The sequence below is a fragment of the Microbacterium sp. ET2 genome (assembly GCF_030347395.1).
Taxonomy (GTDB): domain Bacteria; phylum Actinomycetota; class Actinomycetes; order Actinomycetales; family Microbacteriaceae; genus Microbacterium; species Microbacterium albipurpureum.
Map to the genome: position 1 here is coordinate 2171446 of NZ_CP128170.1, position 24365 is coordinate 2195810.

21 protein-coding genes and 4 pseudogenes are annotated in these 24365 nt (G+C 71.6%); 14 read left to right on the forward strand and 11 right to left on the reverse strand.

The window, feature by feature from the left end; translation table 11 throughout:
- Positions 1-110: 110 nt before the first annotated feature.
- The 8 genes and pseudogenes from QSU92_RS10555 to QSU92_RS10590 form a co-directional block, all read right to left on the reverse strand.
- Positions 111-1631 (reverse strand): acyl-CoA synthetase, encoded by a 1521-nt coding sequence (locus QSU92_RS10555; RefSeq protein ID WP_289261598.1) that lies wholly within the window; start codon positions 1629-1631, stop codon positions 111-113.
- A gap of 47 nt (positions 1632-1678) precedes the next feature.
- On the reverse strand, positions 1679-2131 hold the full coding sequence (locus QSU92_RS10560; protein WP_289261599.1) for a MaoC family dehydratase: 453 nt from the start codon (positions 2129-2131) through the stop codon (positions 1679-1681).
- A 24-nt stretch (positions 2132-2155) separates the two neighbouring features.
- Complete coding sequence (locus QSU92_RS10565) at positions 2156-3349, reverse strand: acyl-CoA dehydrogenase family protein (RefSeq protein ID WP_289261600.1); 1194 nt, start codon at positions 3347-3349, stop codon at positions 2156-2158.
- A 2-nt stretch (positions 3350-3351) separates the two neighbouring features.
- Entirely contained in the window at positions 3352-4236 is an 885-nt protein-coding gene (locus tag QSU92_RS10570) for an amidohydrolase family protein (RefSeq protein ID WP_289261602.1), read from the reverse strand.
- 25 nt (positions 4237-4261) lie between these two features.
- Positions 4262-5176: an SDR family oxidoreductase gene (locus QSU92_RS10575; protein ID WP_289261604.1), complete on the reverse strand. Its 915-nt coding sequence runs from the start codon at positions 5174-5176 to the stop codon at positions 4262-4264.
- A 77-nt stretch (positions 5177-5253) separates the two neighbouring features.
- Positions 5254-6658: pseudogene (locus QSU92_RS10580) on the reverse strand (NAD(P)/FAD-dependent oxidoreductase).
- Between the two features lie 100 nt (positions 6659-6758).
- Positions 6759-7220 (reverse strand): MarR family winged helix-turn-helix transcriptional regulator, encoded by a 462-nt coding sequence (locus QSU92_RS10585; protein WP_289261606.1) that lies wholly within the window; start codon positions 7218-7220, stop codon positions 6759-6761.
- A 53-nt stretch (positions 7221-7273) separates the two neighbouring features.
- Entirely contained in the window at positions 7274-8494 is a 1221-nt protein-coding gene (locus QSU92_RS10590; protein WP_289261608.1) for an MFS transporter, read from the reverse strand.
- 113 nt (positions 8495-8607) lie between these two features.
- On the opposite strand from QSU92_RS10590, the gene QSU92_RS10595 reads away from it, so the two are divergent.
- Positions 8608-9828, forward strand: a complete 1221-nt coding sequence (locus QSU92_RS10595) for an MFS transporter (protein ID WP_289261610.1) — start codon at positions 8608-8610, stop codon at positions 9826-9828.
- Positions 9829-9873: 45 nt separating this feature from the next.
- Here the strand turns inward: QSU92_RS10595 and QSU92_RS10600 are convergent, their stop codons facing one another.
- The 3 genes from QSU92_RS10600 to QSU92_RS10610 form a co-directional block, all read right to left on the reverse strand.
- On the reverse strand, positions 9874-11058 hold the full coding sequence (locus tag QSU92_RS10600; RefSeq protein ID WP_289261612.1) for a 4-hydroxybenzoate 3-monooxygenase: 1185 nt from the start codon (positions 11056-11058) through the stop codon (positions 9874-9876).
- 113 nt (positions 11059-11171) lie between these two features.
- Complete coding sequence (locus QSU92_RS10605) at positions 11172-11930, reverse strand: IclR family transcriptional regulator (RefSeq protein ID WP_289261614.1); 759 nt, start codon at positions 11928-11930, stop codon at positions 11172-11174.
- 12 nt (positions 11931-11942) lie between these two features.
- A complete protein-coding gene (locus tag QSU92_RS10610) occupies positions 11943-12431 on the reverse strand; it encodes a hypothetical protein (RefSeq protein ID WP_289261616.1) in 489 nt (162 codons plus the stop codon).
- 116 nt (positions 12432-12547) lie between these two features.
- Here QSU92_RS10610 and QSU92_RS10615 point away from each other — a divergent pair, with 116 nt between their 5' ends.
- The 13 genes and pseudogenes from QSU92_RS10615 to QSU92_RS10675 form a co-directional block, all read left to right on the forward strand.
- A complete protein-coding gene (locus tag QSU92_RS10615; protein WP_289261617.1) occupies positions 12548-13333 on the forward strand; it encodes an IclR family transcriptional regulator in 786 nt (261 codons plus the stop codon).
- Positions 13334-13606: 273 nt separating this feature from the next.
- A pseudogene (gene pcaH / locus QSU92_RS10620) lies at positions 13607-14451 on the forward strand (protocatechuate 3,4-dioxygenase subunit beta).
- Positions 14451-15032 (forward strand): protocatechuate 3,4-dioxygenase subunit alpha, encoded by a 582-nt coding sequence (gene pcaG, locus QSU92_RS10625; RefSeq protein WP_289261619.1) that lies wholly within the window; start codon positions 14451-14453, stop codon positions 15030-15032. Before pcaH ends, pcaG begins: the two are co-directional and overlap by 1 nt.
- On the forward strand, positions 15007-16419 hold the full coding sequence (locus QSU92_RS10630; RefSeq protein WP_289261621.1) for a lyase family protein: 1413 nt from the start codon (positions 15007-15009) through the stop codon (positions 16417-16419). Before pcaG ends, QSU92_RS10630 begins: the two co-directional genes overlap by 26 nt.
- Positions 16416-17201, forward strand: a complete 786-nt coding sequence (locus QSU92_RS10635; RefSeq protein ID WP_289261623.1) for an alpha/beta fold hydrolase — start codon at positions 16416-16418, stop codon at positions 17199-17201. The genes QSU92_RS10630 and QSU92_RS10635 overlap by 4 nt, the downstream gene beginning before the upstream one ends.
- Complete coding sequence (gene pcaC, locus QSU92_RS10640; protein WP_289261625.1) at positions 17188-17589, forward strand: 4-carboxymuconolactone decarboxylase; 402 nt, start codon at positions 17188-17190, stop codon at positions 17587-17589. Before QSU92_RS10635 ends, pcaC begins: the two co-directional genes overlap by 14 nt.
- A 7-nt stretch (positions 17590-17596) precedes the next feature.
- Positions 17597-18499, forward strand: coding sequence for a hotdog domain-containing protein (locus QSU92_RS10645; protein WP_289261627.1), 903 nt, complete (start codon positions 17597-17599; stop codon positions 18497-18499).
- Between the two features lie 338 nt (positions 18500-18837).
- The gene (locus tag QSU92_RS10650; RefSeq protein WP_289261630.1) at positions 18838-19566 is read left to right on the forward strand and encodes a 3-oxoacid CoA-transferase subunit A; all 729 of its coding nucleotides are present in this window, start codon (positions 18838-18840) and stop codon (positions 19564-19566) included.
- Positions 19563-20213 carry a 3-oxoacid CoA-transferase subunit B gene (locus tag QSU92_RS10655; RefSeq protein ID WP_289261632.1) on the forward strand — a complete coding sequence of 217 codons (651 nt, stop codon included), beginning with the start codon at positions 19563-19565 and terminating at the stop codon, positions 20211-20213. The genes QSU92_RS10650 and QSU92_RS10655 overlap by 4 nt, the downstream gene beginning before the upstream one ends.
- 2 nt (positions 20214-20215) lie before the next feature.
- Positions 20216-21386: pseudogene (locus QSU92_RS10660) on the forward strand (thiolase family protein).
- Positions 21383-22162, forward strand: coding sequence for an IclR family transcriptional regulator domain-containing protein (locus QSU92_RS10665; RefSeq protein ID WP_289261633.1), 780 nt, complete (start codon positions 21383-21385; stop codon positions 22160-22162). Before QSU92_RS10660 ends, QSU92_RS10665 begins: the two are co-directional and overlap by 4 nt.
- Positions 22163-22345: 183 nt before the next feature.
- The gene (locus tag QSU92_RS10670; RefSeq protein ID WP_289261635.1) at positions 22346-23647 is read left to right on the forward strand and encodes a C-glycoside deglycosidase beta subunit domain-containing protein; all 1302 of its coding nucleotides are present in this window, start codon (positions 22346-22348) and stop codon (positions 23645-23647) included.
- Positions 23648-23660: 13 nt separating this feature from the next.
- A pseudogene (locus QSU92_RS10675) lies at positions 23661-23924 on the forward strand (C-glycoside deglycosidase beta subunit domain-containing protein); the annotation flags it as partial.
- Between the last annotated feature and the right edge of the window lie 441 nt (positions 23925-24365).

Sequence of the window (24365 nt, forward strand, 5' to 3'; positions counted from 1 at the left end):
GTCATCGAAGGTGGCGCAGATGGCGACCTTGGGGCGCTGAACCTCGCCATGCGGGTCACTTCGGCGCGGGCTGCGACGAGCGGCGACAGGCGACGGCCGCCGTGCCCGCCTCACCGCGCGAAGCGCGTGCGAAGCTCGGCCTTCCGCACCTTCCCCGACGCGGTGCGGGGCAGCTCGTCGACCACCACGAGGTTCTTCGGGATCTTGTACCGCGCGATCCGTCCCTCGAGGTGCCCGCGCACGTCGTCGAGCGACACCTCCGTCCCGGGCGCCGTCGTGACGACGGCCCACGGCACCTCGCCCCAGCGCTCGTCGGGCACGCCGATCACGGCGACCCCCGTCACGCCGGCGACGTCGCTGATGAGGTTCTCGACCTCGGCGGGGTAGATGTTCTCGCCACCCGAGATGATCATGTCCTTCAGCCGATCGGCGATGAAGAGGTACCCGTCGGCGTCGAGGTACCCGAGGTCGCCCGAGCGGAACCAGCCGTCGGCGGTGAAGGCCGCGGCCGTGGCATCCGGCAGGTTCAGATAGCCCGCGAACACGTTCGGTCCGGAGATCTCGATCTCCCCCACGGTGCCGCGGGGCACCATCGCCCCTGACTCGTCGGCGATCCGCACCTCGGTGAAGAAGTGCGGCAGCCCCACGCTCCCCTGCTTCTCGCGCGTCTTCTCAGGCGAGAGCGACGTCGCCCCGGGCGAGGTCTCGGTCATGCCGTAGCCCTGCGAGAACGACATCCCGCGCGCCTCGTAGGCATTGAGGATGCGGGTGGGGACGGCGGATCCGCCACAGGTGAGCTTCCGCAGGCTCGACAGGTCGGTGTCGGCCCAGTCGGGATGATCGGCCATCAGCTGATACGTGGTGGGCACACCGCTGAGCATCGTCACCCGGTGCTGCGCGATGAGCGCGAGCGCCCGGCCGGGGTCGAAGCCCTTCTCGAGCACGAGCGTGCCGCCCTTGAGGAAGACCGGCAGCGCACCCATCCCGAGCGAGGCGACGTGGAAGAGCGGCGAGATCATCAGCGCGATGTCGGTGGAGACCACGTCGTAGTCGATGATGCAATTCAGCGCCACCCATGTGAGGTTGCCGTGGGTGAGGACGGCGCCCTTCGCCTTCCCGGTCGTGCCGGAGGTGTAGATGATCGCCGCGGCGTCGTCGGGGCCGGCCTGCTCGTCGGCCTGGCCGCCGGAGGCCGCCCGGATCAGCAGATCCAATCCCGGATGCTGCGCGTCACCCTCACCGGTCTCGATGACGTCTCCGATGCGGGCCTGTTCGATCCCCGGCTGGGCGCGATCGCGGAGGGCCGGGTCGACGATCACGACATGCGCCCCCGAGTCGGCGAGCACATGGGCGACCTCGGGCGGGGCGAGCCGGGTGTTGACCGGCACGAACACGGCACCCAGCTGTGCCGCGGCGAACATCACCTCGAGGAACTCGGGGCAGTTCTCACCGATGTACGCCACCGCCTCGCCGCGACCGAGGCCGCGATGACGCAGCACCGATGAGATGCGGTCGACCTGATCGGCGAACTGCCGATAGGTCACCTTCACGTCACCGGCGACGATCGCCACCTTGTCGGGGCTCTTCAGGCGACGCGTCGCCGCCCATGCCCCGATGCCGTGGTTGTGCATGCACTTCTCCTTCGAAGTCGGATGCCAGAGCCCGCCGTCCCGCGCGCTCAGGCGTAGAAGCGGTACAGGCCCCGGGCGACCACGGCGGGCTTCTCGGCACCCTCGATCTCGATCGTCTGGTCGACGGCGAACTGGTATCCGCCCTTGACCTCGGTGACCTCGGCGATGACGGCCGTCATGCGCACGCGCGCGCCGACTTTCACCGGCGAGACGAAGCGCACCTTGTCCAGGCCGTAGTTGACGCGGGTGCTGACGCCGGTGACGTCGAACAGCTCCGACCAGAACTTCACCGTCAGCGACAGCGAGAGGAAGCCGTGCGCGATCGGGGCGCCGAACGGACCCTCGGTGGCGCGGGCGGGGTCGACGTGGATCCACTGGTGGTCGTCGGTGGCGTCGGCGAAGAGGTTCACCCGGTCCTGGGTGACCTCGAGCCAGTCGGTGTAGCCGAGGTCGGTGCCGGCGAGGCCGGCGACGTCGTCGTAGCTGACGGTGGTGGTCATGGGATGTCTCCTTCGGTGGATGGATCAGGTGAAGGCCGAGGCGCCGGTGAGCGCGCGCCCGACGATGAGGGCGTTGATCTCGTGCGTGCCCTCGTACGAGTACACGGCCTCGGCATCGGCGAAGAACCGCGCGACGTCGTGCGCGAGCAGGATGCCGTTGCCGCCGAGCACCTCGCGGCCGAGGGCGGCGGTCTCCCGTGCGAGGCGCGAGGTCTGCATCTTCGCCAGCGCCGAGTTCTCGTCGGCGAAGGTGCCCGAGGCGTCCTGGTGGAGCGACAGCTCCACGACGAGGGAGAGGGAGGCGACGGCGTTGCCGAGCATGCGGGCGAGCTTCTCCTGCACGAGCTGGAACCCGCCGAGCGTCCGATCGAACTGGCGCCGCTCACGCGCGTAGCGCACGGCCGCATCGAGCACGCCGGCCTGCAGACCCGCGGCGATCCAGGCGACATCCGATCTCATGGTCCGGAGGATCCGCGAGACGTCGCGCCAGCCGTCGACCCGCTGCAGGCGATCGCTCTCTCCCACCCGCACGCCGTCGAGCGCGATGAGGGCGTTCTGCATCGGCCGAAGCGAGACCTTGCCGGTGATCGCCGCCATGCTGACCCCCGGGGCATCGGTCGGCACGAGGAAGGCTTTGACGGCGGCGTCGGCGACGTCGCGGGCGAAGACCACCAGGACATCGGATGCCGCGGCGCCGCCGATCCAGGTCTTCGCGCCGTCGATCACCCAGACGTCGCCGTCCCGGCGCGCGGTGGTCGCGAGGCCGCCGGCGACGTCGGAGCCGTGGTCGGGCTCGGTGAGGGCGAAGACGCCGGTGACGTCGAAGCTCCGCACGCGCGGATCGAGCTCGGCCGCCTGCTCGGGGGAGCCGCCGAGCGCCACGGCTGAGCGGAAGAGGCCCGACTGGGCGTTGTACAGGGTCGCCACCGAGACGTCGGTGCGGGCCAGGACGTAGTTGCGGAAGCCGGAGAACATCGTCGAGCGCGCCTCCGCGGCATCCATCCCCGACGGCTGCATGAGGTCGAGCGGGATCAGCGCCTCGAGGATCGCCTCGGGCATCACCGCCCGTTCCCAGGCGTCGGCGAGGAGGGGGCGCACCTCGCGATCGAGAGTCGCCTGCAGGCGCGCGAGCGCGTCGCGCGCGGCCGGGCTCAGGTGCCGCGCGGCGATCGCGTACGGGTCGAACCCGAACACCTCGTCCGCTTCGAGCGCGGGCATTGTCAGCGTCCGAGGCCGAGGAGCCGCACGGCGTTGTCCTTCAGGATGCCGGGCATCACCTCGGGCTTCAGCGTGGTCTCGGCGGCGTCGCGCTGCCAGCGGTCGGGAGTGAGGAGGGGGAAGTCCGAGCCGAACAGCACCCGCTTCTTCAGGTAGGAGTTCGCCGCCCTCACAAGCGACTCGGGGAAGTACTTCGGGCTCCACCCCGACAGGTCGATCCAGGTGTTGTGCTTGTGGGTCGCCACCGACAGCGCTTCGTCCTGCCAGGGCACGGAGGGGTGGGCCATGATGATCTGCAGCTCGGGGAAGTCGGCGGCGACGGGGTCGAGGAGCATGGGGTTCGACAGGCCCAGCCGCATGCCGCGCCCGCCCGGCAGACCCGCCCCGATGCCGGTCTGGCCGGTGTGGAAGAGGGCGACGACCCCGGCCTGCTGAAGGATCGCGTACAGCGGGTGCCAGCGCTCGTCCGACGGGTCGAAGCCCTGCACCGTGGGATGGAACTTGAACCCGCGCACCCCTGCGTCCTCGATGAGGGCGCGCATGCGGTCGGCGGCGTCGTCGCGGTGCGGATCGACCGAGCCGAAGGGGATGAGGACGTCATTGTGACGGGCGGCGCCCTCCGCGACCTCGGCGCTGGAGATCGGCGGATGGCCGAGCGTGTGCTCGGCGTCGACGGTGAAGACCACCGCAGCCATCCTCCGTTCGCGGTAGTAGTCCGCCACGGAGTCGAGGTCGGGGCGGGGGCCGTCGGCGGCGAAGTACCGGGATGCCGCGGCGACGAGGTCGTCGGGAAGGGAGTGGTGTCCGTGCCCGTCGACCTCGATGTGCACATGGACGTCGACGGCGGTGATCGCGTCGACGTCGATCGCGGGCTCGTAGCGGGTCATGGGCGCCTCAGGGTCATCGCGCCGGTCAGCGCTGCAGATCCTCGGGGAGGGGCGGGAATTTCTCGCCGACCGTCTGCAGGTCGCCGACGGCCTCGCTGAAGCCCTCGACGAGGGCGTCGTAGGTCCAGCCCCCCTCTCGGTAGGCCGTCGCGACGGCCTCGGGATGCGACCACAGCTGCAGGCGGTCGCCGCCGATGCCGATCGCCTGGCCCGAGACGCTCGCGGCGGCGTCGGAGGCGAGGAAGGCGATGAGCCCGGCGACGTCGTCGGAGGTGCCGAACCCGAGGTCGTGGCGGAAGAAGGCGGGCATCGCCTCGCCCTTCTCCTCGGCCTCGACGGCGGCGGCGAAGTAGGGAACGGTCGCCGTCATCGCGGTCGCCGCCACCGGGATCACCGCGTTGGTGGTGATGCCGGCCTTCTTCAGCTCCAGCGCCCAGGTGCGGACCATCCCCACGATGCCGGCCTTGGCGGCGGCGTAGTTGGTCTGCCCGAAGTTGCCGCGCTGACCGGTGGGCGAGCCGATGCAGATGATGCGCCCCGCGATCTCATTCGCCCTCATGTAGGCAGCCGCGGCGCGGACGCAGGTGAAGGTGCCGCGCAGGTGCACGTTGATGACGGTGTCGAAGTCGTCGTCGCTCATCTTCCACAGCACGGTGTCGCGGAGGACTCCGGCGTTGGTGACGAGGATGTCGAGGCGCCCGAACGTGTCGACGGCCGTCTGCACGAGCTGCTCGGCGGTCTCGGTCGGGCCGACCGGGGCGACGACGGCGACAGCGGAGCCCCCGGCATCGGTGATCGTCTTCACGGCCGCGTCGGCGGTGGCGGCGTCGACGTCGTTGATGACGACCGAGGCGCCCTGTCGTGCGAGTTCCTGCGCGTAGGCCAGGCCCAGGCCGCGGCCCGAACCGGTGACGATGGCGACTTTGCCTTCGAGTGACATGACTGCTCCTTCGGTCATCACCCATTGAATCGGACGATGATTGAAGTTGTCAACTATTCAGCGTTGCGGGTGCGCTGTCAGGAGTCGAATCCCATCCCGACCGCATCGAGCGCGCGCAGGAGCAGGTTCCGACGCCCCTGGTTGTGGTCGGCGCGGTCGAGCGACCACTTGGTGAGGGTGACGCCGAGGGCAGCCGCCGGCTCGGGCGGGAAGGGGATGGGCTTGTCCCTGACCATCTTCAGCTCGGTGCGCTCGGTGGGCGATCCGGCGAGGAGGTCCAGCATGACGTCGGCGGCGAACCGCGTGGCGCCGACCCCGAGTCCTGTGAAGCCGGCGGCATAGGCGACGGTGCCGCCCCGGGCGACGCCGTAGAAGGCGCAGAACCGCGAGCAGGTGTCGATGGGGCCCGACCACCGGTGCGAGAAGCGGAGCCCTTCGAGCTGCGGGAAGGTGGTGAAGAAGTGCGACGCGAGGCTGCGGTAGCTCGACGGCCGTTCCTCATAGGCCGGGCGCACCTTCCGGCCGTAGTGGTAGATCGCGTCGTACCCGCCGAAGAGGATGCGGTCGTCGCGGGTGAGTCGGTAATAGTGGAACTGGTTGGCCAGGTCGGCGATGCCCTGGCGTCCCTCCCACCCGATCGCGGCCTTCTGCTCCGCGGTGAGCGGCTCGGTCATGAGCACGTAGTCGTAGACCGGCACCGTGTAGAGCCGAGTGCGGGTCAGCAGCGACGGGAAGACGTTCGTCGCGAGCGCCACTCCGGCGGCCCGGACGGCGCCGTCGGCGGTGCGGACGATCGGCCGGCGCCCCGCCTCGGAGTCGATGCCGACCACGCGGGAGTGCTCGAAGATCTCCACTCCTGCCTCGGTCGCCACCCGTGCGAGCCTCGGCGGCGAGCTTGGCAGGGTGGACGAGCGCGGTCTCGTCGCGCTCCCAGGCGCCGGCGAGATAGGTGGGCGAGTCGACGAGGGCGCGGGTGGCCGCGGCATCCAGGAATCCCTCCTCCTCGGCCAGCCATTCGATCTGATGGGGTTCGACGGCCACCGACAGCGTGCCGGTGCGCTCGAACTCGGCGTCCATGGCGTAGCGGGCGACGGTGTCGCCGATCGCATCGAGGTTCTCGCGACCCAGTTCGTCGAGGCGGTCGATCTCGTCGGACCAGCGGGCGGCGCCGTTGTCATGGCCGTGGGTCAGGCTCGCCTCGCAGAAGCCGCCGTTGCGGCCGGAGGCCGCCCAGCCGACGGTGCGGGCCTCGACGACGACGACGCGTCGCCCGGGGTCGCGCTCCTTCGCGCGGAGCGCTGTCCAGAGCCCCGCGTACCCTGCTCCGACCACGACGAGGTCGGCGAGGTGCGTGCCGACCAGACGCGGATAGGAGGGCGGGGTGATGTCGTCGAGCCAGAACACGCTGTGGCGGGTCGCGCCGAGCGCGTGATCGATCACCGAGGCCGCCGGTGGTCGGCGTTCGAAGACGGTGGTGTGCATCGGGTCCTCCTCGAGCGTGGCGAAGGCCGCTCAGCACCACTGTGCACATCGACGGCATGGTTCGCCAGTGCCGCGGGTCGAGTGGGGAGTGCGTGTGCCGTCAGGAGGCGAAGGCGAGGCGGCGCAGGAGCGCCATGAGCGTGCGGCGCTCGTCGGCGTCGAGGTCGCCGTGCACCGCTTCCTCCGCGCGGCGCGCCGTCTGCTGCGCGTCGCGGGCGAGCTCCTGCCCGGCGGCGGTGGCGACCACGGCGTTCGCGCGCCTGTCGTTGGGGTCGGCGCGGCGTTCGACGAGGCCCCGCTTCTCGAGCTGGTCGATCAGTGCCACGACCTGGCTGGGATCCAGGCGCAGGAAGTCCGCGAGCTCGCGCTGCGACGGCGGCGGAGTGGCGCAGGCCGCGACCAGCACGGCGTATGAGCGGGCCTTCAGATCGTGCGCGGCGAGGGCGGCGTTGCCGGCGCTCAGCGACAGGGCGTTGGCGCGCGCGAGAAGGAAGCTGAGGTCGTCGCCGAGGACGGACGCCGCGAGCCCGGCTGTCGCGATGGCGTCGTCCTTTGTCGGCATGCCGCCGATCGTAGCGCCGAATCGTTGAGTTTCCCAACGATATGCGCAGGGGGTCACTCCAGCACGTATCGCGGGCGTCCCGCGAAGACGCCCACCGCGCTCTGACCGAGGAGGACGACGAGCAGCAGGCCGAGCGGCCACAGCCACGACCCGGTCGCGGAGTACAGTGCGCCGAAGACGATCGGTCCGGCCGCCGCGACGAGGTAGCCGACAGACTGCGCCATCCCCGACAGTGCCGACGAGGCGACGTGGTCGCGGGCGCGCTCCGCCATGAGCGTCAGCGACATGCCGAGCGACGCCCCCGACGACAGTCCGATGAGCACCACCCAGCCGGTGATGAGGCCGGGCGCGGCCATGAGCCCGACGGTACCGACCACCGCGAGCACCGGGACGGAGGCCGGGGCCCAGCGCTCGAATCGGCCGCGCAGGAGCAGCGGCAGCACCAGGGCGCCCGCGGTGGCGAAGAGCTGGTAGAGCATCACGTCGACGCCCGCTGCGACTTCGCTCCGCCCCGTCGAGACCGAGATCGCGGCGAACCAGGTGACGCTCATGTAGAACATCGCCGACTGCAATCCCATGTAGGCCGCGACGAGCCAGGCCACGCGGTCGCGCCAGATCCCGGTGCTCCGCCGGGGCGGCCGCGCCGTGGCATCCGCTCTCTTCCGGCGCGATGCCGCGGCCCATCCCGCGATAGCCGGGGGGATGAGCACGCCGCCGACGAGGACCAGCGCCCAGCGCCAGCCGAGCTCGCCGCCGGCGGTCGACAGGTGCGAGAGCGGTACGACCACCCCCGACGCGAGGGCGCCGAAGCCGCCGAGGAGGGCGGTGTAGACCGCCATCATCAGCGGAACGCGGGCGGGGAAGTCGCGCTTGACCACCGCGGGCATGAGGACGTTGACCACGGCGAGCGCCATGCCGATGAGGGCCGTTCCGATCCACAGCAGCGCGATGGGACCCGGGAGCGAGCGGACGACGGCGCCGACGAGCAGCAGCACGAGTGCCCCGAGGATCGCGCCGCCGAGGCCGAAGCGGCGCGCCACCTCGTGCGCGAGGGGGGAGAAGAGCGCCCAGGCGGCGAGCGGAACGGCGGCGAGAACGCCCAGCACGGCGAGCGAGAGACCGGTGTCAGCGCCGATCTCGTCGAGCACCGGGCCGAGCGCGGTGATCGTCGGGCGCATGTTGGCTGCGACCAGGCACACCGCGAGGACCAGGATGACGGTGCGCGCCGTCGTGCGCGATGCCGTGCGCCCCGTTGTCCGCGCCGGTGAGGTCATGAGCACCGAACCTAGCCGAGCCCTGCGCCCGGTCGGACCCGCCGCTCACTCACCGGGACCGGGAGGGTGCAGGTGGGGTCGGGTGCCCTTGATCGCGCACTAGCCTGGGCGGGATGTCCGTCCGACCGCCCCGCTCGACCGCGACCTCGCTGTGGGGCGTCGCGCTCACGATCGTGCTCACCGCGGCGGTGCTGCGCTCGCCGATCGTGGCGGTGGCGCCGGTGGCGCGTGACATCCAGGCCGACCTCGACGTCTCGGCGGGCGTCGTCGGGCTCCTCACCAGCATCCCCGTCCTGGCCTTCGCGGTCTGCGCGCCGCTCGCCGTCATGGCGATCCGACGACTCGGGCCCGACGCCGCGCTCAGCCTCGCCCTCGCGGGAGCGGTCATCGCGTCGATCGTGCGCTCCGCGGGCGGCCTTCCCGCGGTCATCCTCGGAACGGCCCTGCTGGGGGTCTTCCTCACCGTCGGCAACGTCGTCGTGCCGCTCATCATCAAGCGGGAGTTCCCGCCGGAGCGGGTGCCGTGGATCACGAGCCTGTTCACCTCGGCCATGAACGTCGGCACGATGACGGTCACCCTGGCGACCGCACCGATCGCCGCCGTCACCGACTGGCGGGTCGCGATCGCGGTCTGGGGCGGTTTCGGGCTCGCCGCACTCGTCGTCTGGGTCGGCATCCGCCGCGGCGAGGCTGTGCGGGCCGCCCCCGAGCCGGTGACGACCGGGGCTGCCGGGCGCCCCGATGGGCGGGGGCGTGCCGCGGCCCTGACGCTCAGCACGTGGCTGCTCGCCCTCGCCTTCGCCGGCCAGGCGTTCGCCTTCTACGGAACCACCGCGTGGCTGCCCTCGCTCCTCATCGACGGCGGGATGCCGGCGGTGCAGGCCGGGGCGGTCGCGGCGATCTTCCAGGTGATGGGCGTCGCCGGCGCCCTGCTGACGCCCGTCCTCACCCGACGCTTCTCGGCCGCACCCGCGGCCGTCATCATCGGCGCGGGATGGCTCGCCATACCCCTGGGGTTCCTGCTGGCGCCGGACGGATGGCTCGCGTGGTGCCTCGTCGGAGGTCTCGCCCAGGGCGCGGGGATCACCTGGGTCTTCATCATGCTGAACGGCTTCGGAGGTGACGAGCGGGTGGTCGCAGGGCGGTCGGGGACGGTGCAGGGGATCGGGTACGCCGCGGGCGCTCTCGCACCTCCGCTGCTGGGAGGCGTGCACGATGCGACCGGTGACTGGACCCCGGCGCTTCTGCTCCTGCTCGGGGCGGTCGTGGTGCTCCTCGTCACCGGAGCCGTGGGCGCGAGGATCGGGGTGCGCGAGGCCCGCGACCGCTGGTGAGCCTGCCCGGCCGGCTGTGGTTGAGCCGGATGCCGCGGAGGGGCCTCAGCCCGCCTGCGGGAGCGGCCAGCCGGTGTAGGCCTCCGCCAGGTAGGTCTTCCCCGCCTCGGATTCCACCACCGAGCGCAGCTCGCCGATCTGCCGTCGCCGGTCGAAGTCGGTGGCGTCGGGCGCCACGTGGAGCATGCTCGTCATCCACCAGGAGAAGTGCTGAGCCTTCCAGATGCGGGCGAGTGCCGTCTCGGGGAAGGCCTCGATGAGCCGGGCGTCGTTCTCGAGCAGCAGGGCGCGCAGCGCCCGCTCGAGGACGATCACGTCGGCGATCGCGAGGTTCATGCCCTTCGCGCCGGTGGGCGGCACAGTGTGGGCGGCGTCGCCGATGAGGGCGACCCGGCCGCGCAGCAGTTCGTGGGCGACGAAGCTTCGGAACCGCAGCACGTCGCGCTGGAAGATCGGCCCCTGGTTCAGGGTCGTCCCCGGAACCCGCACCTGCAGCTCGTGCCAGAGCTGCTCCTCGCTGTACGAGGCGGGATCGACCTCGGGGTCGCACTGGAAGTACATCCGCTGCACGGTGGCGTTCCGCTGGCTGATCAGGGCGAAGCCGTCGGCGGAGTTGGAGTAGATCAGCTCCTCCGAGCTCGGCGGCGCCTCGCAGAGGATCCCGAACCACGCGAACGGGTACTCGCGGAAGTAGCCGCCGGTCGCCGATCCCGTGACCGCAGGACGCACCACGCTGCGGGAGCCGTCGGAGCCCACCACGAAGTCGGCCTCGATCTCGAGCGGCTGACCGTCGGCATCGACGGCGATGACCCGCGGATGATCCGTCTCGGCGTCTTCCACCCGCTCGGCCGTGACCCCCAGGCGCAGGTCCTGCCCCTCGGCGAGGCGCACCGCGACGAGGTCTTTGAGCACCTCGTGCTGCGGGTACAGCCAGACCGCACGGCCGGTCGCCGACGGGAAGTCGATGCGGTGCCCCTCGCCCTCGAAGCGCAGCTCGATGCCCTCGTGGCGGTTCCCGACGGTGCGCACGCGGGAGGAGGCGCCGCTGGATTCGAGGATGTCGACGGTGCCCTGCTCGAGGATCCCCGCACGGATCGTCGTCTCGATCTCCTCGCGGGTGCGCTGGTCGATCACGATGGATTCGATGCCGGACTTGGCGAGCAGGTGCGACAGCAGCAGGCCGGCGGGGCCGGCGCCCACGATCGCGACGCGGGTGCGGATGCGGGTCATGACGTCTCCTTCGACGGAAGTCGGTGCGCGGCGACGGATGTCGGTGCGCGGCGCTCGGCGCCGGTGCGACCAGTGTGCCGGGCCTCAGCCGCGCAGCATCCACTCTTTCTCGTTCAATGAGAACCTGGTCGGAGTGCCTGCTCCACGCCCGCTGCGGCGGACCGCAGCTCGTCGAGTGCCCCGGCGGTCGGCGCGTCGCGGGGGAGGACGACCGAGAGCGCCGCGACCACGGGGCCCGTCCGGCCCTCGCGGACCGGCACCGCCACCCCGGTCGACACCGTCTCGACCGTGCCGGCGGCGACGACGAAGCGCTCGCGGCGGATCCGGGCGAGGAGGCGCCGGAGCTTCGCGGCATCCGTCACCGTCTCGGGAGCCACAGCAGCCAGGGGGCCCGACAGCACGTGCTCCTGCACCGTCTGATGGGCGAAGGCGAGGAGCACCAGTCCCGAGGAGGAGGCGTGGAGCGGCAACCGCCCCGCGACGCGGGTGATGTTCGCTCCGGCCTGCGGGTGGCTCAGGCGTTCGAGGAACAGCGCCTCGCCCTGCTCCAGAACGGCGAGCTGGGTGTGCTCTCGCACCCGCGCCTGCACCCGCTCCATGAACGGCAGGGCGGCCTGGCGGAGGCGCAGGGCGAGCGATCCGCGTTCGGCGAGCTCCCACAGCCGCAGGCCCAGGCGCACCCGATGATCCTCATCGCGCTCGAGAAGCCCGGCGGCGACGAGGTCGCCGACGAGGCGGTGCGCGGTCGAGGGCGGAAGACCCGCGCGGCGACCGATCTCGGACGCCGTCTGCAGCGTCCGATCGGCGTCGAAGGTCTCGAGCACCCGTACCAGGCGGTCCAGACCCGAGTCGCCGGAGGGCGAGTTGGCCATGGTGACACCATCTCACGCGACCGACCACCGCCCCAGGTGGTCGTCGGCGGTCAGCTGCCGGATGCCGTCGTCGTGGAGCACGAACTGCGCCCGGAGGTGCACGCCTTCGGCGCCGCACTCGACCGCCATCGCCCCCGCCCACGTCCGTTCATCCTCGGTGAATTCGCGCGATCCGCGTCGCTCCCACACGATCACCGCCTGGGCCGCGCCGATCGCCGCGAGCAGACCGCCGATCCAGGCCGCGAGGATCTCAGCGCACGGCAGGGGCCCGAGGTCATCGGTCACCTCGAGCCCGAACGGATCGAGCGGGTAGTCGTCGCACGGCATGACGGGGCCCGTGAGACGCTGGTCGGCGTCGAGGAAGAGCAGCCACACCTGCCGGGGGTTCAGCGCCCGGTCCAGGAGCAGTTCGAGCACCTCCTCCAGATCGCTGTCATGGCGGAGTGCGCGGTCGCGGCTGAGCCTGCTGTCGGGACCGAGTCGGGGATCCATCGTCGTCATGCCCCCACGCTGGCCGAGCGCGCGGTGCGGATGAGGCCCCTCGACGGATCTGGGGACAGCTCGCCTCGCCGGGGCGCCTGTGCAGGAGCGGTTGCGGGGACCGTAATGTCGGATGGGTGCGCGAAGCTGCCGAACAGCGGGACGACCGAGCCCCCTCGGGGGAGGGTCTCCTCGATCGCGCGCTGCGCGTCCTCGGGGCGTTCACCGAGGACGAGCCGGCGCTCACGGCCGCCGAGCTCGGGGCCCGCGCCGCCCTGTCGTCGTCCACCCTGCACCGGCTGCTCGCCCGTCTGATCGATCAGGGCCTTCTCGTGCGGCTCCCCGACCGCCGCTATGCGATCGGCCCGCGGCTCTGGGAGCTCGGCGAGCTTTCCCCCCTCGCCCTGAGGCTGCGCGAGACCGCGCTCCCGCACATGCTGCGCCTCTACGAGGCCACCGGCGAGAATGTGCATCTCGCCGTCCTCGACGGCCCGAGCCCGGCGGGCTCGGCGGCGCTCTACGTCGGCCGGGTCACCGGGCGGCACTCGATCCCGACCCTCAGCCGCATGGGCGGCCGCGGGCCGCTGCACACCACCGGTGTCGGCAAGGCGCTGCTGATGACGAGGGATGGTGCGTGGCTGGCGCAGTACTTCACCGCTCCGCTCGAGCGCGAGACCGTCCACTCGCTCACCGACGAGAACGCGCTGCGCGCCGACGTGTCCCGCGCTCGCGCGCGGGGCTTCGCCACGACGCGCGAGGAGATGACGCTCGGAAACGTGTCGGTCGCAGCTCCCCTGCCGCGCATCGACGGGCTGCCGCCCGCGGCGATCGGACTCGTCGTACACCTCGAGCGGGCCGATGAGCGCCGTCTCGGCCCCCTGGTGATCCAGACCGCGCGCGAGCTGGCCGACGACCTGCGCTGAGGTCTCCCCGCCCGGCACAGCGGAGGAGATCGGCATGGCGGAGGCCAAGGCGCGCGCGAACCGCCTCCCTGCGGCGAACCTCCTCCCGTGTGCGGAGGGCCGGGGTGTGAGGGGTGAGGGTGAGCGCGCGTGAGGTGAGGGTGAGGGTGAGTGAGGGTGCGGGCGAGGCGCGGGCAGCGCTCGCCCTGCTCCCACTGAGTGAGACAGCGGCCGGGGTCCGCGACCGCGCGGTGTCACCCTGGACGCACCCGGACCCGTCGAAGGAGACCGCCGATGACACTCGCGGACCAGGCGCCCACGCCACCCGCCGCCGCGGCCGACGCCGCAGCCCCCGAGTCGCTGCTCGCGACCCCGGTGCAGGTGAGCCAGGCCGAGATCACCCAGGAGATCCGCGATCTCCACGCCGAGTACGACCGGCGCGAGGCCGCGGGCGAGACCCTCCCCGCCACGATGTGGGACTTCCCGCCCTACCGCTCGAGCATCCTGCGGCACCCGACGAAGAATCCCAAGCTCGTCGACCCCGAGACGATCGAGCCCTCTCCCCGGCCTTCGGTCAGCGCGACGTCGCTGCGATCGAGTCCGACCTCACGCTGCAGCACTCCGGTGAGCCGATGGGTGAGCGCATCACCGTCCGCGGTCGCCTGCTGGACTCGTGGGGTCGCCCGATCCCCAATCAGCTGATCGAGATCTGGCAGGCCAACGCCGCCGGTCGCTACATCCACCAGCGCGACCAGCACCCCGCTCCGCTCGACCCGAACTTCACCGGTGCCGGGCGCACGGTGACCGACGATCGGGGCGAGTACCTCTTCACCACGATCAAGCCGGGGCCCTACCCGTGGAAGAACCACACCAACGCCTGGCGTCCGGCGCACATCCACTTCTCGGTGTTCGGGAGCGCCTTCACGCAGCGCATCGTCACCCAGATGTACTTCCCCGGCGACCCGCTGTTCGCCCTCGACCCGATCTACAACACCATCCGCCGCCAGCGCGATCGCGATGCCCTGATCAGCATCTACGACCACGACCTCACCGTGCCGGAGTTCTCGATGGGCTACCGGTTCGACATCGTCGTGGACGGCCCCGACGCCACCTGGTTCGAGCCCGAGGAAGAGCACTGATGCCCCGCCCCACCGGTCCGAAGACCCTCACCCCGTCAGCCGGCCAGACGGTCGGCCCGTTCTTCCACTACGGCGTGACCTACGACGCGATGCATCAGGTCGCCTTCCCGCACTCGCCGGGGGCGGTCGTGCTGTCGGGCACCGTCACCGACGGCGCGGGTGCGCCGATCCCCGACGCGCTCGTGGAGATCTGGTCGGCCGACAGCGACGGCACCGTCTCGCGCGCCCGCGGCGCGCTCCGCCGCGACGGCCACACCTTCACCGGGTACGGCCGCTCGGGCACGACCGACGACGGCCACTACGAGTTCTGGACCCGCAATCCGGGGGCCGAGGCCGGCAAGGCCCCGTTCTTCGCGGTGATCGTCTATGCCCGGGGCCTGCCGAACAAGCTGCACACCCGCATCTACCTGCCCGACGACGAGTCGCTCCTCGCCGCCGACCCGCTGCTGGCCTCACTCGACGCCGACGAGCGCGCTACGCTCATCGCAACGCGCACCCCCGACGGCCATCTGCGCCACGACATCCGGCTGCAGGGGGAGAAGGAGACCGTGTTCCTTGCCTTCCCCGACGCCCCCGCCTGACACGCCTGACGACTTCGGCCCGATCGACGTCGGTCTGCTCAGTCCCGTCACCGTCGGTCACGACGCGCGGGTCTCGGATGCCGCTGTGCTCGACGCCCTCGTGACGGCCGAGGTCGCCCTCACCCGCGCCTACGCCCGGGTGGGCGCCGCCCCCGAGAGCGCCGTCACCGAGGTCGCCTCGACCTTCGGCTGGCAGGACGGGCAGAGCGGATGCCGCGGCCACGACCTCGCACTCGGTGATCTCGTCGCCGCGTCGGTGGCCGGAGGCAACCCCGTCATCCCGCTCGTCAGCGCCCTGAAGTCGCGGGTCTCACCCTCGGCGGCGGTGTGGATCCACCGCGGGGCGACGAGTCAGGACATCCTCGACACCGCTCTGGTCCTCGTGGCGCGAGCCGCTGCGGCGGAGGTCCTCGCTTCGCTCGCGGCGGCCTCTGGGGCCCTCGCGCACCTCGCGCGCGCGCACCGCGACGAGGTCGCCGCGGCCCGCACGCTCACCCAGCACGCCGTGCCGACGACGGTCGGTGCCCGCGTCGCGGGCTGGCTCCGCGGGGTCGACCGCGCCCGGGCCAGGCTCGACGACGCGCGCGCTGCGCTTCCGGCCCAACTCGGCGGCGCAGCCGGGACGGCCGCCGCCTTCGCCGAACACCTGGGATCCGACGCGGGCGCCACCGCGCTCATCGACGCCTACTCCGCCGAGCTCGGCCTCGCCGCACCGGCAGCCCCCTGGCACACCGAGCGCTGGCCGATCACCGAGCTCGGCGATGCGCTCGTGCAGGCGATCGACGCGGCCGGCAAGATCGCCGCCGACGCCGCCACCCTCAGCCGCACCGAGATCGGCGAGATCGCCGAGGGCGCCGGCGGCGGATCATCGGCCATGCCGCAGAAGCAGAACCCCGCGGCATCCGTCCTCATCCGCTCCGCGGCGCTGCGTGCCCCGCAGCTGGGGGCGACCCTGCACCTGGCCGCCGCGCTCGCCGCCGACGAGCGGCCCGACGGCGCGTGGCACGCCGAGTGGCCGACGCTGCGCGACCTCCTCCGGCTCGCCCTCGGCGCGGCCGCCACCGCCGCGCGGCTGGCCGGCGGCCTGCGGGTCGACGCCGGCGCGGTCGCGGACAACCTCGCCGCGACCGGCGGCCTCCTCGTCTCGGAGCGGCTCTCGATCATCCTCACCCCCCTGGTCGGCGCGACGCGCGTGCGCGAGATCGTCGCTGCCGCCGCACGCGGCGACGACCTCGCGGCTCTGCTTCGCGCCCTCCCCGAGCTCGACGGAACGGATGTCGCGGACCTCCTCGATCCCGCGGCCTACACCGGCCTCGCCGGCACCTTCGTCGACCGCTCGGTCGCCGCCGCCTCGCCCGCCCCCGACGCCGCGGAGGACGCCCGATGACCCGCCCCGTGCTCACCCTCACCGATGCCGGCGGCCCGGCAGGCGCCCCGCTCGTGGTGCTCGGCAACTCGCTCGGCACCTCGACGATCCTGTGGGAGCAGGTCGTTCCGGCCCTTCGGGACCGGTTCCGGGTACGCGCGTTCGACCTCCCCGGTCACGGTGTGTCCCCGGCGGCGACCGACGCGTTCTCCGTCGCCGATCTCGCCGACGCCCTCGCCGAGGAGATCGCGGAACCGTTCCACTACGTGGGCGTGTCGCTCGGGGGCGCCGTCGGGTTGGAGCTGGCCCTGCGGCATCCGTCCCTCGTCCGCTCCGCAACGGTCATCGCCTCGGGTGCCAGGATCGGCACGGCCGAGGGATGGCAGGAGCGTGCCGCACAGGTGCGGCAGCAGTCGACGTCGTCGCTCATCATCGCCTCGGCGGGACGATGGTTCGCCCCCGACACCATCGCCGAGAAACCCGACCTGACCGGGCGGCTCCTGCATTCCCTGCGCGACGCCGACGCCGAGAGTTACGCCCGCTGCTGCGAAGCGCTCGCCGCCCACGACGTGCGCGACCGTTTGGGAGAGATCACCGTTCCCGTGCTGGCGGTGTGGGGCGGACACGACCAGGTCACCCCCGAGAGCTTCGCCCGCGAGATCGCCGACGGCGTCGCGCGAGGCCGCGCCACCGGCATCCCGACCGCCGCCCACCTGCCGCCCGCGGACGACCCGACCGCCACGGCGGCCGTGGTCGCCGAGTTCATCAGCGAGATCGAGAGGACATCGGATGACCCGGCCTGACGGCGAAGGACTGACCGACCAGGAGCGATACGACCAGGGCATGTCGGTGCGCCGCGAGGTGCTCTCACACGCCCACGTCGACCGCGCGATCGCGGGGACGACTCCGCTGACGGCGGACTTCCAGGACTTCATCACCCGCGTCGCCTGGGGGGACGTGTGGTCGCGCCCGGGGCTCGATCGCCGCGCCCGCTCGGTGGCCGTGCTGACCGCTCTCATCGCGCTCGGCCATCACGAGGAGCTGGCGATGCACCTGCGGGCCGCGCTTCGCAATGGCCTCACCGTCGACGAGGTGCGCGAGGTCATCCTGCAGTCGGCGGTGTACTGCGGGGTGCCCGCCGCCAACACGGCGTTCCGCATCGCTGCGGAGGTCTACGCCGACGGGCCATGATGTCAGCATGAGCGCTGAGCCGCCCGTGACGGATGCCGCCGCCCCCGCCGATCGCGTGACGATGCGCTTTCTCGCGCTTCCGCACGACGCCGCCGCCGGCGGCCTCTCCGTCGCTGCGGGAAGCGTGATGGAGTGGATCGACCAGGCCGGGTATGCCTGCGCGGTCGGCTGGAGCGGGCGGTACTGCGTCACGGCGTACGTCGGGAACGTGCAGCACACGCGGCCGATCGCACCCGGGTCTCTCGTGGCGGTCCACGCGCGGGTCGTGCACACGGGCCGGTCGAGCGTGCACGTCGCCGTGACCGTCGAGGCCGCCGACATCCGCTCCCGCCGATACGAGCCGGCGACCACCTGCATGCTCGTCTTCGTCGCCGTCGATGACGATCGCCGGCCCGCGTCCGTGCCCGAGTGGACGCCGCGCACCGACGCCGACCGCGCACTCGGGGCGATCGCGACGTCGCGTATCGCCGCGCGCGACACCATCAAGAAGGCCATGCTCTCCCAGGTCTACACCGACGACACCGCGGCACCCCGGTCGCAGATGCGCTTCCTCGCCCCGCCGAGCGCGGTGAACTTCGGCGGCGCCGCGCACGGCGGCACGGTGATGGGCTGGATCGACGAGGCCGCCTTCGCGTGCGCAGCCGCGTGGTCGTCCGACAAGGCCGTGGCGGTGTACTCCGGGGGAATCCATTTCCTCGCGCCGGTGCGGATCGGTCACGTCGTCGAGCCTCGACGCCCGCCTGATCTACACCGGGCCCCGCAGCATGCACATCGTCGTGCGGGTGCTCTCCGCCGACCCCCGGATGCCCGCCGAGACGACCCTCACCACGCAGTGCATCATGGTCTTCGTCGATCCCGGCCAGGACGGCCGTGCCCGCGCCGTTCCACGCTGGGAGCCCGAGCTCGCTGAGGACGTGCGGCTCGTGAGGCATGCGGTCGAGCTCATTCACGAGCGGGAGCGGATCGTGCCGATCCCCGCCGAGCTGACCCTCCAGGACTGAATCCCGCCGCGTCGCCCCCCACCGCTCGCCTGTCGCGATCGGCGATCCCGCACCGCGCATCGTGCCCACCGAAGCACGGTCACGGTCATTCGCCTGTCGCGAACGGTGCACGGGGGAGCCGTTCGGGCCAGGTGAACGATGGCGTCTTCGAGAGGGGTCGCGGTAGGGGCGGCCCCGGCGTACGATAGGTCCGTCATACGTACACGTGTACGTATCGCGAACACTTGCGGAGAAGGCAGGAGCCGGTGTGATCGACAAAACCGTGGCGGGCGTCGCAGACGCCGTCGCCGACATCCCCGACGGGGCGACCATCATGATCGGCGGGTTCGGCCGCGCCGGTCAGCCGGTCGAGCTCATCGACGCCCTCATCGCGCAGGGCGCGAAGGACCTGACGATCGTCAACAACAACGCCGGGAACGGCGATGTGGGGCTCGCAGCCCTCCTCGCCAAGAGGCGGGTGCGCAAGATCATCTGCTCGTTTCCGCGCCAGAGCGACTCGTGGGTGTTCGACGGACTGTACCGCGACGGCGACATCGAGCTCGAGCTCGTGCCGCAGGGGAACCTCGCCGAACGCATCCGCGCCGCCGGCGCCGGGATCGGCGCCTTCTTCTCACCGACCGGGGTGGGCACCGAGCTCGCCGAGGGCAAGGAGGCCCGCGAGATCGACGGTCGCACCTACGTGCTGGAGTACCCGATCAAGGCTGACGTCGCGCTGATCAGCGCGCTCACGGGCGACCGGTGGGGCAACCTCGTCTTCCGCGAGACGGCCCGCAACTTCGGCCCGATCATGGCCACAGCGGCGACCCGCACGATCGCGCAGGTCGACCAGATCGTCCCGCTCGGAAGCCTCGATCCCGAGGCTGTGGTGACCCCCGGAATCTTCGTCGACCGCGTCGTCGCGGTCGGCGAGCGCCCCTGGCTGAAAGACGGCGCCTTCGTGGGCGGCGTCGACCTGGAAGGACGGCCCGTCCGATGAGCACCCGCATCTCGCGAGACGACCTCGCCCGCCGCATCGCCGCCGACATCCCCGAGGGCGCCTACGTCAACCTCGGCATCGGCGCCCCCACCCTCGTGGCGAACTTCCTCCCCGCCGACCTCGAGATCATCCTCCACACCGAGAACGGGCTCCTGGGAATGGGGCCCGCGCCCGAGGCGGGCGCCGTGGACCCCGACCTGATCAACGCCGGCAAGCAGGCCGTCACCGCCCTCCCGGGTGCGGCGTACTTCCATCACGCCGATTCCTTCGGCATGATGCGCGGCGGGCACCTCGACGTCTGCGTGCTGGGGGCGTTCCAGGTCTCGGAGACCGGCGATCTGGCGAACTGGTCGACGGGGGCGCCCGGCGCGATCCCCGCCGTCGGCGGGGCGATGGATCTCGCCATCGGCGCGAAGGATGTCTACGTCATGACCGACCTGCTCACCAAGTCCGGGGAGTCCAAACTCGTCACGGCCTGCACGTATCCGCTCACCGGCGTGGGCTGCGTCACCCGTGTGTACACCGACCACGCGATCTTCGACGTGACCCCGGGGGGGTTCGCGGTACGGGAGGCGTTCGGCGACAACACCGTCGCCTCACTCGAAGAACTCACCGGCCTCAGCCTGGCCCCGGCGGAAGGACACTGACCATGCCCGCGACCTACATCTACGACGCGGTCCGCACCCCGTTCGGCCGCGCGGGCGGCGCGCTCTCGGGCGTGCGTCCCGACGACCTGGCCGCCGTGGCGATGAAGGCGGCCGTCGAGCGGACGGGCCTCGACCCCGCCCGCATCGACGACGTGATCTTCGGCGACGCCAACCAGGCCGGTGAGGACAACCGCAACGTCGCGCGGTTCGGCGCCCTCCTCGCGGGGTTCCCCACCACGGTGCCGGGTGTCACCGTCAACCGCCTCTGCGGCTCGAGCATGGAGGCCGTCATCCAGGGCTCCCGCGCGATCGAGTCCGGCGATGCCGACGTCATCCTGGCCGGGGGCGTGGAGTCGATGAGCCGCGCGCCGTTCGTGGTGGAGAAGTCGCCGAAGCCGTGGCCGGCCACCGGCAACCAGACGATGTGGAACACCTCGATCGGCTGGCGCATGACGAACAAGGCGCTGCCGAAGGAGTGGACGATCTCCAACGGCGAGTCCGCCGAGAAGCTCGCCTCGATCTACGGGATCTCCCGAGAAGAACAGGATGCCTTCGCGCTGCGCAGCCACGAACGTGCCGCCCGGGCCTGGGCGGACGGCGTCTTCGACGGAGAGATCACCCAGGTCCCCGGCGCCGAGCTCACCCGCGACGAGGGCATCCGCGCCGACACGACCCTCGACAAGCTCGCGGGTCTGCGCGCGCTCTTCGCCGCCGACGGCACGGTCACCGCCGGCAACTCGTCGTCGATCAACGACGGCGCCGCAGCCATCGTCCTGGGCGCCGAGGGGGCGCTGGACGCCGAGCCGCTGGCGCGGATCACCGGCCGCGCCGCCTTCGGCAACGACCCCGACGTGTTCGGCGTCGCCCCGGTCGAGGCCGCCCATCGGGCCCTCGCCCGCGCCGGCCGGACGTGGGCCGATGTCGACGTCATGGAGCCTCAACGAGGCGTTCGCGTCGCAGAGCCTCGCGTGCCTGAAGCTGTGGACCGAGCTCGACCCCGAGAAGGCGAACGTGCACGGCGGTGCGATCGCGATCGGGCACCCGCTGGGCGCCTCGGGTGCCCGCGTCATCGGCCGCGCAGCGCACGAGCTCGCCCGTCGCGGCTCGGGTGTCGCGGTGGCCGCACTCTGCATCGGCGTCGGTCAGGGGCTCGCGGTGGTCCTCGAGCGGTGAGCGGCGAAGGACCCGAGCCCTCGAGCGAGTTCGTTCAGTCGCTGGCGCGCGGACTCGGCGTCATCCGCGCCTTCGACGCGGAGCACCCGTCGCTCACCCTCAGCGACGTCGCGCGCCGCACCGATCTGACCCGCGCCGCGGCGCGACGGTTCCTGCACACGCTGCAGACGCTTGGATACGTCCGCAGCGACGGTCGTGCCTTCGCACTGACGCCGAAGGTGCTCGAGCTCGGGTTCAGCTACCTGTCGGCGCTGTCGCTGCCCGAGGTCGTGCAGCCGCACCTCGAGGCGCTCTCGCGCGAGGTCGACGAGAGCGTCTCGGCGGCCGTCCTCGCCGGCGCGGAGGTCGTGTACGTCGCCCGCGTGCCCACGCGTCGCATCATGAGCGTCCGCATCACGATCGGCACGAGGTTCCCCGCCTACGCCACGTCGATGGGACGGGTGCTGCTGGCCGCCCTGCCGGAGGCGGCGGTCGCCGGCATCCTCTCCCTCCTTCCGCCCGCGCACCTCACCGACCGCACCCTCACCGATCCCGAGGCGCTCGCCGCCGAGCTCGCGCGCGTGCGCACGCAGGGGTGGTCGCTCGTCGACGGCGAGCTGGAGCCGGGCCTCCGCTCGGTCGCCGCACCGGTCCGCGACCGCACCGGCTCGGTGGTGGCCGCCGTGAACATCTCCACCAGCGCGACGCGCGACACCGTCGACCGGGTGCGCGAGACCTATCTCCCCGCGCTCCTGGCGGCCACTCGGGCGATCGAGGCGGATCTGCGGCTGGTGTAGCGGGGCTGAGGCGTTTCGTCTCGCTGCGCTCGCTCGACGACCGGCAGCATCGGCCACCTCAATGCGGATATCGATCCTTCTTATGCGCGAAAATGACAGATCGGTCTAGCCTGGGGGTGGGCCTGTCGAGGCCCCGTGCCGGCGTCGCCGCCGTGCCGGACCATCCCGACGAAGTGAGCATCGATGCTTCTCGAACGAGACATCCTCCAATCCATCGGCTTCCGCAACGTCCGTGAGGGCGACCGCGTGACCGGCTTCCAGATCCGCCTGCGCATGCCGTCGTATCGCGGCATGGCGGCCTCGCTCATCGACGGGGTCGCGGTGCGCGTCGGCGACCTCCTCGATGTCGGTCCCGACGTTCCACGCTGGACGCTGCAGGGCCGCACGTACACCCTCCAGGAGTTGTGGGACTCCGAGGGTGTGCGGTGGCCGCTGGAGGATGCCGCGGTGATCACCGTTCCCTTCGACGGCGGCCTCCCGGAGGGCACCCACGAGGTGTCGATCGAGCTGCGGCTGCGGATGTCGTACATCCCCGTCGAGCATCAGCCGTCGACATACCGCGAGACGCGGCACATCACCCTGAGCTCCGACCTCGACGGCGGGCCCTTCAAGTACGGCGTCTCGCTGTACAGCTTCATGCACGACTTCGGCACGGTGCTCGACCTCGAGTCGGCGCTCGCACACGTCGCCGACGTCGGCGCCACCGGGGTCGAGATCCTCGGGGAGGGGCACATCGCGGGCTACCCCGAGCCGTCGACCGCCTGGATCGACACGTGGTTCACGCTGCTGGAGAAGTACCGGCTCGAGCCGACGAACTACGGCTCGTGGATCGACACGCGCCTGCACTCCAGCGGCGCGAACGCGCGCGACCTCACCGCCGCTGAAGGAGCAGCGATGCTCCAACGCGACCTGCGGCTCGCCCGTCGCCTGGGATTCGGGTTCGTCCGTCCCAAGATCGGTGTGATCTCCAGCGACCTCGTGCCTCACCCGACGTGGACGGAGGCCGTGGAGCGGAGCCTCGACCTCGCCGCCGAGCTCGACGTGATCATCTGCCCCGAGATCCACTCGCCGACCCCCATCAAGCACGAGGTGGTCGACGACTACATCGGGCTCATCCAGCGCACCGGCACGAAGCATTTCGGTCTGCTGCTGGACACCGGCATCTTCCAGGACCGGCCGATTCCGCTCCGCCCCGGGGAGCTTCCGGGTCAGCGCCCGGCCTTCCTCGACGGCATCGGGGTCGACCCGGCCGACATCGCCGACATCGCCGAGTACGTCGTGTTCATCCAGGCGAAGTTCCACGACATCGACGAGGACCAGGTCGATCAGCAGATCCCGTGGGAGCCGGTGCTCCGTGCTCTGAAGGACGCGGGGTACTCCGGCTACCTCTCCAGCGAGTACGAGGGCGATCGCGCGCCGTGGCGCGCGATCGAGCAGGTGCGAAGGCAGCACAGCCTCATCCGCCGCATCGCCTCCGGCCTCTGACGAGGAGCAGCCCATGCCCAATGGACTCATCGCCGACGACAGCCTCCGCCCGCACCCCGAGGGCTTCGCGCTCGCGCTCACCCTCCCCTGGTACCGAAGCCTTTGGCTGTCGTCGGTCTCGACGCTCGCCGTCACCATCGACGGCGCGAAGGTCGCGGCATCCGATCTGTCCTTCGAGCTCGCCGGGCGCCGCTACGCGATCGACGAGCTGTCCGCGCAGAGCGAGACGCTGTGGTTCCTGCAGGCGCATCCCCTGCTCATCGTCCGCCGCGACGAGAAGGTCACCGTCGGCGACACCCACGCGGTGACGGTTCACGGCGAGCTGCGGCTGCCCTACATGCAGATCGCGCCCGGGGACGAGGGCGGCCCGGGCCTGTACGTGCCCAATGTGGTGCATCAGACGCTCACCCTCACGGCCACCGACGTCGACGCCGCGCCTCCCGCGCTCGTGCGCGATGTCGCACCGCCGCCGTCTGCGACCGACAGTGATCCGTTCCAGCTGGGGCTGACCCTCTACTCCGCGAGCGCCGAATTCCGCGCTGGCTGGTACGACTTCGATGGCCTGCTCGACCGGGTCGCCGAGCTCGGCATCGGCCCCGGCATCGAGATCGTCGCGTCGCAGATGGTACCCACCTACCCGGTCGTCTCGGATGACTTCGTCCGCACGTGGCGCGACGCCTTCGACCGGCACGGGTTCGCGGCGAGCCTCCTTCGGTGC

What these genes read in the sequence shown, in the direction of transcription:
- QSU92_RS10555 (WP_289261598.1), bottom strand. Translation starts at nt 1,631, where the DNA reads ATGCACAACCACGGCATCGGGGCATGGGCGGCGACGCGTCGCCTGAAG.
- QSU92_RS10560 (WP_289261599.1), bottom strand. Translation starts at nt 2,131, where the DNA reads ATGACCACCACCGTCAGCTACGACGACGTCGCCGGCCTCGCCGGCACC.
- QSU92_RS10565 (WP_289261600.1), bottom strand. Translation starts at nt 3,349, where the DNA reads ATGCCCGCGCTCGAAGCGGACGAGGTGTTCGGGTTCGACCCGTACGCG.
- QSU92_RS10570 (WP_289261602.1), bottom strand. Translation starts at nt 4,236, where the DNA reads ATGACCCGCTACGAGCCCGCGATCGACGTCGACGCGATCACCGCCGTC.
- QSU92_RS10575 (WP_289261604.1), bottom strand. Translation starts at nt 5,176, where the DNA reads ATGTCACTCGAAGGCAAAGTCGCCATCGTCACCGGTTCGGGCCGCGGC.
- QSU92_RS10585 (WP_289261606.1), bottom strand. Translation starts at nt 7,220, where the DNA reads ATGCCGACAAAGGACGACGCCATCGCGACAGCCGGGCTCGCGGCGTCC.
- QSU92_RS10590 (WP_289261608.1), bottom strand. Translation starts at nt 8,494, where the DNA reads ATGACCTCACCGGCGCGGACAACGGGGCGCACGGCATCGCGCACGACG.
- QSU92_RS10595 (WP_289261610.1), top strand. Translation starts at nt 8,608, where the DNA reads ATGTCCGTCCGACCGCCCCGCTCGACCGCGACCTCGCTGTGGGGCGTC.
- QSU92_RS10600 (WP_289261612.1), bottom strand. Translation starts at nt 11,058, where the DNA reads ATGACCCGCATCCGCACCCGCGTCGCGATCGTGGGCGCCGGCCCCGCC.
- QSU92_RS10605 (WP_289261614.1), bottom strand. Translation starts at nt 11,930, where the DNA reads ATGGCCAACTCGCCCTCCGGCGACTCGGGTCTGGACCGCCTGGTACGG.
- QSU92_RS10610 (WP_289261616.1), bottom strand. Translation starts at nt 12,431, where the DNA reads ATGACGACGATGGATCCCCGACTCGGTCCCGACAGCAGGCTCAGCCGC.
- pcaG (WP_289261619.1), top strand. Translation starts at nt 14,451, where the DNA reads ATGCCCCGCCCCACCGGTCCGAAGACCCTCACCCCGTCAGCCGGCCAG.
- QSU92_RS10635 (WP_289261623.1), top strand. Translation starts at nt 16,416, where the DNA reads ATGACCCGCCCCGTGCTCACCCTCACCGATGCCGGCGGCCCGGCAGGC.
- pcaC (WP_289261625.1), top strand. Translation starts at nt 17,188, where the DNA reads ATGACCCGGCCTGACGGCGAAGGACTGACCGACCAGGAGCGATACGAC.
- QSU92_RS10645 (WP_289261627.1), top strand. Translation starts at nt 17,597, where the DNA reads ATGAGCGCTGAGCCGCCCGTGACGGATGCCGCCGCCCCCGCCGATCGC.
- QSU92_RS10655 (WP_289261632.1), top strand. Translation starts at nt 19,563, where the DNA reads ATGAGCACCCGCATCTCGCGAGACGACCTCGCCCGCCGCATCGCCGCC.
- QSU92_RS10670 (WP_289261635.1), top strand. Translation starts at nt 22,346, where the DNA reads ATGCTTCTCGAACGAGACATCCTCCAATCCATCGGCTTCCGCAACGTC.